The 294-nt window shown below is 33.7% G+C and carries 1 protein-coding gene; it reads right to left on the bottom strand.

The features are described 5' to 3' along the window. On the bottom strand, window positions 1–294 hold a 294-nt coding region (locus tag HMPREF2881_RS00895), incomplete at both ends, for a DDE-type integrase/transposase/recombinase (protein ID WP_141752618.1).

The raw sequence follows: 294 nt of genomic DNA, 5'->3' as shown, positions 1-294 counted from the left end.
TACAATGACAGTCAGGTTTAAGTTTAAAAGCTTTAATGACTTTAGCCATTGCGACCTTCGTTGAAGGTGCCTGATCTGTAATTACCTTTTGAGGTTTAGCAAATTGTTTAATGAGACGTTTGATAAATACATATGCTGAATGATTATCTCGTTGCTTACGCAACCAAATATCTAATGTATGTCCCTCTGCATCAATGGCACGATATAAATAGCTCCATTTTCCTTTTATTTTGATGTACGTCTCATCAATACGCCATTTGTAATAAGCTTTTTTATGCTTTTTCTTCCAAATTT

It is taken from the genome of Staphylococcus sp. HMSC057A08, assembly GCF_001812925.1.
In the GTDB taxonomy this organism is placed as follows: domain Bacteria; phylum Bacillota; class Bacilli; order Staphylococcales; family Staphylococcaceae; genus Staphylococcus; species Staphylococcus hominis.
This window is presented reverse-complemented; position numbering and strand designations above follow the sequence as displayed.